This is a genomic window from Sulfurovum sp. bin170 (assembly GCF_010892395.1).
Lineage (GTDB): Bacteria > Campylobacterota > Campylobacteria > Campylobacterales > Sulfurovaceae > UBA1140.
Genome location: NZ_JAACKB010000350.1, coordinates 1 through 7,366 on the forward strand (window position 1 = coordinate 1; position 7,366 = coordinate 7,366).

The 7,366-nt window shown below is 33.3% G+C and carries 10 protein-coding genes; 5 read left to right on the forward strand and 5 right to left on the reverse strand.

What is annotated here, in order from left to right:
• Positions 1 to 38 precede the first annotated feature (38 nt).
• Entirely contained in the window at positions 39 to 410 is a 372-nt protein-coding gene (locus tag GSY74_RS08330) for a hypothetical protein (RefSeq protein ID WP_164664644.1), read from the reverse strand.
• Between the two features lie 150 nt (positions 411 to 560).
• Here GSY74_RS08330 and GSY74_RS08335 point away from each other — a divergent pair, with 150 nt between their 5' ends.
• From GSY74_RS08335 to GSY74_RS08355, 5 genes are all read left to right on the forward strand, one after another.
• Positions 561 to 914 (forward strand): hypothetical protein, encoded by a 354-nt coding sequence (locus GSY74_RS08335; protein ID WP_164664645.1) that lies wholly within the window; start codon positions 561 to 563, stop codon positions 912 to 914.
• A gap of 204 nt (positions 915 to 1,118) precedes the next feature.
• Positions 1,119 to 1,469: a hypothetical protein gene (locus GSY74_RS08340; RefSeq protein ID WP_164664646.1), complete on the forward strand. Its 351-nt coding sequence runs from the start codon at positions 1,119 to 1,121 to the stop codon at positions 1,467 to 1,469.
• A 15-nt stretch (positions 1,470 to 1,484) separates the two neighbouring features.
• Complete coding sequence (locus tag GSY74_RS08345; RefSeq protein WP_164664647.1) at positions 1,485 to 2,243, forward strand: ankyrin repeat domain-containing protein; 759 nt, start codon at positions 1,485 to 1,487, stop codon at positions 2,241 to 2,243.
• A gap of 10 nt (positions 2,244 to 2,253) precedes the next feature.
• Entirely contained in the window at positions 2,254 to 2,808 is a 555-nt protein-coding gene (locus GSY74_RS08350) for a hypothetical protein (protein ID WP_164664648.1), read from the forward strand.
• An 18-nt stretch (positions 2,809 to 2,826) separates the two neighbouring features.
• Positions 2,827 to 3,606 (forward strand): hypothetical protein, encoded by a 780-nt coding sequence (locus GSY74_RS08355; RefSeq protein ID WP_164664649.1) that lies wholly within the window; start codon positions 2,827 to 2,829, stop codon positions 3,604 to 3,606.
• 9 nt (positions 3,607 to 3,615) lie between these two features.
• Here the strand turns inward: GSY74_RS08355 and GSY74_RS08360 are convergent, their stop codons facing one another.
• From GSY74_RS08360 to GSY74_RS08375, 4 genes are all read right to left on the reverse strand, one after another.
• Positions 3,616 to 4,095 (reverse strand): hypothetical protein, encoded by a 480-nt coding sequence (locus tag GSY74_RS08360; protein ID WP_164664650.1) that lies wholly within the window; start codon positions 4,093 to 4,095, stop codon positions 3,616 to 3,618.
• Between the two features lie 51 nt (positions 4,096 to 4,146).
• Positions 4,147 to 5,124 (reverse strand): hypothetical protein, encoded by a 978-nt coding sequence (locus GSY74_RS08365; protein ID WP_164664651.1) that lies wholly within the window; start codon positions 5,122 to 5,124, stop codon positions 4,147 to 4,149.
• A 9-nt stretch (positions 5,125 to 5,133) separates the two neighbouring features.
• Positions 5,134 to 5,736: a DUF4384 domain-containing protein gene (locus tag GSY74_RS08370; protein WP_164664652.1), complete on the reverse strand. Its 603-nt coding sequence runs from the start codon at positions 5,734 to 5,736 to the stop codon at positions 5,134 to 5,136.
• Between the two features lie 69 nt (positions 5,737 to 5,805).
• Complete coding sequence (locus GSY74_RS08375) at positions 5,806 to 7,323, reverse strand: caspase family protein (RefSeq protein ID WP_164664653.1); 1,518 nt, start codon at positions 7,321 to 7,323, stop codon at positions 5,806 to 5,808.
• Positions 7,324 to 7,366 lie beyond the last annotated feature (43 nt).

Consider the following 7,366-nt stretch of genomic DNA (forward strand, 5'->3'; position numbering starts at 1 on the left):
AAAATATTTTTAATTTTTTTAAATTCATATTTATCTAACTATTTACAATCTTCTTGATTCTCTTCGGACTCAATCTCTCTATATAGTGATTTACAAACTTGTTTTGAATCTTTATCTTTTATCTTATCACAATGAGTTATATCTGATAGTGCAATAGATAGACATCTGTTTTTCATATCTTCATCTTTGACCATTGCACAGTATCCACTATCTCTCTTGACTATACCAAAACATGTACTCTTTTTATCTTTATCTATTATAAGTGTACAGTAGTCTAGATTTTTTTTGGAGATACCAAGGCAGGAGTTTATAGTATCATTAATATCTACTTTTGTCTTGTTGGACTCAATTGGTAATGACTCTGCAGAGATTGTTACGACAAATAGTAAAATTATATTTAAAACCCTCATAATTAATACCTCCTGTATATTATTAAATAATTTTATTAATTCCTACACTACTGTATTATACTATAAATAGGTTAAAAAGGTATAAAGCCACTTTAGAGCCACTTAGCTATGATATACTACGGTTATCTTAAACAAATAAAGGATTAGAAAATGAAAAAGTTAGCATTAGCACTAGCAGGAGTTTTAGTTTTAGGTGTAACATCAATGGTTGCAGACAGTGAAGTAAATGCAAATGACAACATTAATGTTGGTATTGCGGTTGATAGTGAAGTTGAGGGTTCAACACTTGGTTCATCTATTGATGCTACGGATAGTACAGTAAATGCAAGTGACAATATCAATGTTGGTATAGCTGTTGATGCAAAGGTTGAAGATTCAACATTGGGTTCAGCTATAGAGGCAACTGACAGTGTAGTAAATGCAAATGATAATATCAATGTAGGTATCGCTGTTGGTGGTGAAGTAAAAGATTCAACTCTTGGCTCAACAATCAAAGCAGACTAAAATTCAAAGTAGAGGTGCAACTTCAGTTGCACTTCCTAAAAAATATTTAATGGTGTTGTTTTTATAAATTTTCCCAATAGACTTAGCATTAATATGTTTGGTTTACCTCTCTTCTCTTTTTTTCATTCAATTTAAATCAAAATTTTCTTTTAAAGCCACTTTAAAGCCACTTAATAATGTTATAATAAATAAAAAGGTTACACAATGAAAAAAATGTTATTAATCGTCACAGGAATTTTGATTGTAGGTGCAACAAATATAGTTGCAGATAGTGATGTTACTGTAACTGATAATATTAATGTAGCTGTAACATCTGATAGTGATATAGATAATTCAGTAGTTGGACTTAGTGTCGATGCAACTGATAGTAGCGTACAAGTTAACAATAATACAAATATAAATATTATCAAAGATAGTGAAATCTCAGACTCTACAGTTGGAATTAATGTGGAAGCAGAAGATAGAGATTTGGATGTAAGTGATAATACAAACATTAGTATAATAAAAGGTAGTAAAGTGAGTGGTGTAAATGTTGGAATAAATGCAAAAGAGTAATAGGAGTTTATGATGTTGAAAAAAAGTTTATTTATTTTGCCTCTTCTGTTATTTAACTTACATATGTTAAATGCAGATAGTAGCAATTTAGAAAAAGAGTTAATTGTGAGCCTAAATCAAGGGGTCAAAACTACTGAGAAATTTTTAGAAAAAGTACCAACTTATCAACTGTATAAGTATGATAAGACCATTCTACACTATGCTGTTGAGTTGGAAAAATATGATATAGTTGAGTTTTTAGTTTCTAAGAATATAGAATTATCTAGAAAAGGTGGAGTCTACTATCAAACCGCTCTTCAAGATGCTATTTTTTATCAATATTTTAGAATTGCAAGGCTTCTTATTAACAATGGAACACCTCTTGATATTCAAAATATTGATGGAGATACAGCTCTTCATATAGCTGCAAAAAATGGTTATAGTGATATGGTAAATCTACTTCTTTCAAATGGTGCATCCAAAAATATATACAATGCAAATGGTAATACCCCTTATGATGTTGTTCCTAATTTTATGATGGATAGTAGTAAAAAGCTAAAATCTGTACTAAAATTAGATAAACAGGAGAAACTAAAGAGTAGTAACAGTATTCATGGTGCTACATTTACTTTGGATGGTATGGAGCAGGGTGGTGCTACATTTACTTTGGATAAGATGAATTTTGAAGGTTCTGCTGTGGATACACCCTTTGTATCCGAGAGTAAAAGTATTGAGATACAAAATGAATCAGTAGTTGAAAATAGCAATATGGGTTCAGTTGTTAAATCAAATTAAAGGAAATATTATGAAAAATAGAATAGCTACCATTGGACTTATATCGACTCTACTAATAATAGGTTCCTCTCTCTCTTATGCTGATGCAGATGAAAATTTTGTAACGGTTGAGGGGGCTGTTAATCTAACTTTTGTAGAGAGTATAGCCAAAAATAGAGCACATAAAGGAGAGGAGAAGAGTGCAAAATATATGAAAATAGATGGTAATGAGGATTTTAGAGAGGCAGTAGAGAATGACCAGTTTGGTAATATTGGAGATGGAAGTAAAATTAGAAAACAGTATATCTATAGAGATATACAAAATGTCGATTTAGATGATCGCGACTTCAAGGATATGGATGGAGATACTCTAAATTTAGGTTCAAGTACAGATAGTGATAATATTGTACAGTCTTTAAATATTGAAAATAGTAAAATAAAGACAGATAAATATATCAATGCAGGTGTTGCATCCTCTTCTGATGATGTTAGTGATATTACAAATGTTACTAATATTGACGACAGTGAACTATCTGGTGGAAGCTCAGATGATGAGGGAATTAGCACCTCTAAATATTTTGATTAATTAAAAAAAAGGAAAACTATGTTAAAAAGAACGCTCATAGTGTCAGCTCTAGCTCTAACTATTATAGCTTGTGGTAGTGGTAGTTCTGATGATAAAGAGGTACCAGACTTAATAGAGTTGGTAAATGATACAAATCAAGAGGCAAATGCTACTGATACTGACCAAATTCTTAATGATGCAAATGCAAGTGAGAATCCTGATGTTAATCAAATTCTCAATGATACAAATGCAACTGAAGGGTCTAATACAGGTTCAGATATTCCTGATTTAGATACAACTTTAAAGAAAGGTTACCTTATTGATGCTCCCGTAGAAGGGGTAGCTTATGCTTGTGGTAAGATAGAAGGATATACAACTAGTACAGGTGAATTTTCATGTAGTGATGTTCCTATAGAGTTCAGTATCGGTGCTTATGCTTTAGGTACACTCGATAAGCTAACAGATGATGGTAGAGTATTTCCACAGGATTTGATAGATGGTGTAAGTAGAGACAATACTACGGATGAGAAAGTTGTAAAGATGGCACAGCTTCTACAGTCACTAGATGATGATGGAAATATATCTAATATAATAAAAATAGACAAAAGTGTAGAGAGCCGATTCAATGAGCTTGGAGAGGAGATAAATGGTCTTGATTTAGACTCAATTCTTGCTGTAGTTGACAAAGATAAAGTAGTTGCAGATAATGCTAGAAAGCATCTTCAAGAGACCATGAGGAGTGCGTTGAGTGACTCTTTAGAGGGTGAAGAGGAGGGCATTATAGACAATATATTAGATGATGCTTTAGGTGGTAAGTAGAGTAACTCTCTACTTGTCTTTTTGATATTGAGATATTTTCTCTTCAGATTCTCTAATTTTTCTTATATATTCATCTATCTTATCCTCATATCGCTCTATATTTCCCTCATATCTATCTCTATATTTTGGTTTATCCAATATTTTGTTTCTATATTTATCTATTTTAGCTCTATAACTTTCTATTTTATCCTCATAGCGATTGATTTTTTTTCTGTAGAGTTCTATTCTATCCTCTCTGCTTACAGAGCCACTATTTACATGGATTGATGTTCCGATTGTAGAGTCTACTACAGAGCTTCCCTTGTCAATATAGACAAAGTTTTTATTTCCACTATCATCGGTGGTCACAGATACACCCTTTGCTCCACTCTCGTTAGTAGATATAGAGATATCCTCTTTGTCATAACCTGATATAGAGACTTTGACCTCTGCATTTAGAGATAGAGTAGAAGATATAATGATTGTAGTTATTAGTAGTTTTTGTTGCATTGTCTGCTCCTTATATAGTGGGGCTTCTAAACCCACCATTTTTTTGAAATCCTATGAAGCTCCTATAAGACTCATATATAGTTTACGATTTATATCACTATTGGCTGGTAGACCATGAGTTGTTTTATATTTGATTATCGCCGCTTTTAATTTAGGGTTCATCATACTTGTCATCTGTACATTTGCTCCCTGTAGAGCTAGAAGATAACTAACTTTTTGGATTTTCTTATTTAGTGGGTCACGAAGGAATCTTATTGATAGGTTAGATACCACATCACTATTTACACCTCCTCCTGTCAGAAGCCAATATGGATAATTTACTAATCTACCCAACACCTCTACAACACTTAACTCTATCAATATAGTAATAGAGGAGTGCGTACCCTGTGCTTTAGTTAGTGCATTATCTACCCCAACACCTGTACCAAGAATAGAAAATGCAAACTCATTCCCACTACTTTTTTGCTCAATTGTTATCTTGTTTTTTGTTGATGCTCTAGGTACAAAATTTCTAGTTCTTACATCTTCTGGGTTGAATACAATTGTAAGTTTTGTAGTTTTGTTCTCTCTTTTCATTCCAGCATCTATAGTACCTTGTTGATTGTTGTATGTAGCTTGTCCTGCTGCATCCATACCACTGCCTGAAGCCTCTATAAGGTCAAATTCAGTAATAGCACCATTTATTCTATAAAATTTATTTTTTGAAAACTTTTTTCCCTTAATATTAGCTATAGTAATAATCTTATCACCTATAGAGTTAAAGCTTGAATTTACTATAGAAGTTATATTCTTTGGTAATTTTCCTCCAGAGTTTGTCCTGTCAACAATTGGGGTAACATATATCTCTACAGGTTGTCCATTGTTAAATATACTTACCATACCATTAGCATTTTTCAGTGCTTCACTATAGTTTGTTTTTACTACACTTATAGCTCCACCATCTTGCTCTAGTTTAATCTCTGGTGCAGAACACCCTGCAAAAAACAACATACTTACAGCTACTGCTGATAGTTTAATAAATTTTTTCATTATACTCTCCTATTTTACAAAAAATTCAATTTTACCAACATTGATATTGGCATTCTGACCACCATTTCCAGCTAGACTCATAGATAGCCCTTTGCCTTGTGATTTTTTAGGGGATGTGCTAACACCAAGCTGTGATGCAGTAATATTTTTAATATCTGAGATTTTATCTTTGCTAAGTATCGCATAGACTGTAGTCTTCTCTTGTTCACACCCTTTGCAATCTTTGGTTGCATTGATATGCATTCCTCCAAAATCTCTAGGGAATAGGTATTTGCCATTGAGTTCAGTTAGAGGTGATTTTTCATTTGGGTAGAGTAGTGCTGTTTGACCCTTTTCATCAACATAAACGATATATAGATATCCCGTTTTTCCTCTAGTATCAACAGCAAATTGAATAGCTTGATTTTGAGAGTAACTTTTCTTCCCATTTAGTGCAATAGTACCAAATCCTGCAGCCTTTAGATCTGATACACTTGCTGAAGCTTCAACTACTTGTGTTGGTTTGCTAGTAGTAGTTACAGTCGGTTTTGCCGTTTTTGTGCCAAAACACCCCGTCATAACAATAGCTGTTGTTATCAAAAATGACATCTGACATAGTTTTCTTTTTTCCATTTCATTTCTCCTTAATTAATTTTCGAATTTCATTATACCATAAATAAGTGTCACTAAAATGTGACTTTTTTATCTGACAATAAATTCATATTTACCTAATTGTGGCTTAAATCCACTATTATTAGTAGGTACGGCCTTGACTCTAACAGCACGAGTCATAATTTGTGATTCACTAGACTTTCTAGCAAAACTGGTTAAACCATCTCTACTTCGTATAGCACTAGCATCCAAAATAGGTTTAGAAGAGAGGAGAGTATATATAACTGTCTTCTCCTCTTGACAACCATTGCAACCCTTGTAAGCCTCTAGTTCAAATTTTCCACCAGATAGGTCTTTTGGAAATGAGTATCTACCCTGTATCTCTTTGGAGTTTACAAAAGGGTTTGGATAGAGTAGTGTTACATCATTACTATCAACATAAAAGATAGTTAAGTATCCTCTGTCTCCACCTGTGTCTAATGAAAACTCAACAGACTCTCCTGTGTTATAGCTAGTTTTGTTATAGCTAAGATTCATTCTTTTCATCTCTCCATTATTCATAAGCGTCTCTAGAGTATTTTGAAGTGTTGAATCCGTGGTAGGTGTTTGGCTAGGTACGGCTACAGGTGTGGTTGAAGTTGCTGAATTTGAAGCAGTAGACTTTGTTCCAACAAAATTCTGAAATGTATCGGAATTAGAGTATGATTTTGAAAAAGATATACTAGGATGGTGAGGTGTTCCTTCACTCTCTTTTGCATAGGCTAATACTTTGCTTGTCAAGATTTTACCTATATCATCAAAAGATTTACTCTGAGAACTCTTGTCTGAAAAAATCTCATATATTGAGTTTGTAAAGAGACTCCCTGTTGGTGTCGCCAATGACTCTTCATCGTCTTGAGAAGATGAGAATACAATATATTTACTATCTCTATCCATTGTATCACTTTTTTTAGTTACTCCACCTATCGAGAGACCTTTAGAGAAAGATTTTGTAACACTATTTGGAGATATTGTTTTTGGTTGAGATTTTCCATTCAACGATCTAAAGACTGTTCCACTATGGCATGAGTCAAAGAAAATCATCTTTTTTGCTTTTATACCATTAAATTTTGCATATAAAATATCATCAATGAGATGTGTATTTTCCCTACCATCACTCAAAACCAGTGTCTCATCTTCTCCATCAGCCTCATCACCATTGCTATCAGGTTTATGAGAACCGTGACCACTATAATAGAAAGCAAAGTAATCATCAGATCCTAAATTCTCCCCATACTGACTAAGATAATCAACTATCTGAATGGACTCTCTGTCATATAGCGTTTTGACCTCAAATCCCCAGCCCTCAAAGAGTCTCTTCATCTTATTGACATCTCTCTCTATCCCACCCAAATCAGCACTTTCTCCTGCATAATCACTAACACCAACAACTAAGGCTTGTTTTTTCCCTACGATGTTTTTTGAAAACAGAGTTGTGCTTCCTGTTGTAGTCGAGCCTACAGATAAACCTTTGGATTGGCTATTTGTTGCCCCTGATGCACATGCCCCAAGAGAGAGAGCAATAAGTGATAGGGTTGCAAAAGAGAGAATTTTTTGAGATTTTTTCATAATTTCACCTTTATGAGTTTTTATTTAATTCTATTAAAACTAG

What these genes read in the sequence shown, in the direction of transcription:
- GSY74_RS08340 (WP_164664646.1), top strand. Translation starts at nt 1,119, where the DNA reads ATGAAAAAAATGTTATTAATCGTCACAGGAATTTTGATTGTAGGTGCA.
- GSY74_RS08330 (WP_164664644.1), bottom strand. Translation starts at nt 410, where the DNA reads ATGAGGGTTTTAAATATAATTTTACTATTTGTCGTAACAATCTCTGCA.
- GSY74_RS08365 (WP_164664651.1), bottom strand. Translation starts at nt 5,124, where the DNA reads ATGAAAAAATTTATTAAACTATCAGCAGTAGCTGTAAGTATGTTGTTT.
- GSY74_RS08375 (WP_164664653.1), bottom strand. Translation starts at nt 7,323, where the DNA reads ATGAAAAAATCTCAAAAAATTCTCTCTTTTGCAACCCTATCACTTATT.
- GSY74_RS08355 (WP_164664649.1), top strand. Translation starts at nt 2,827, where the DNA reads ATGTTAAAAAGAACGCTCATAGTGTCAGCTCTAGCTCTAACTATTATA.
- GSY74_RS08360 (WP_164664650.1), bottom strand. Translation starts at nt 4,095, where the DNA reads ATGCAACAAAAACTACTAATAACTACAATCATTATATCTTCTACTCTA.
- GSY74_RS08370 (WP_164664652.1), bottom strand. Translation starts at nt 5,736, where the DNA reads ATGGAAAAAAGAAAACTATGTCAGATGTCATTTTTGATAACAACAGCT.
- GSY74_RS08335 (WP_164664645.1), top strand. Translation starts at nt 561, where the DNA reads ATGAAAAAGTTAGCATTAGCACTAGCAGGAGTTTTAGTTTTAGGTGTA.
- GSY74_RS08350 (WP_164664648.1), top strand. Translation starts at nt 2,254, where the DNA reads ATGAAAAATAGAATAGCTACCATTGGACTTATATCGACTCTACTAATA.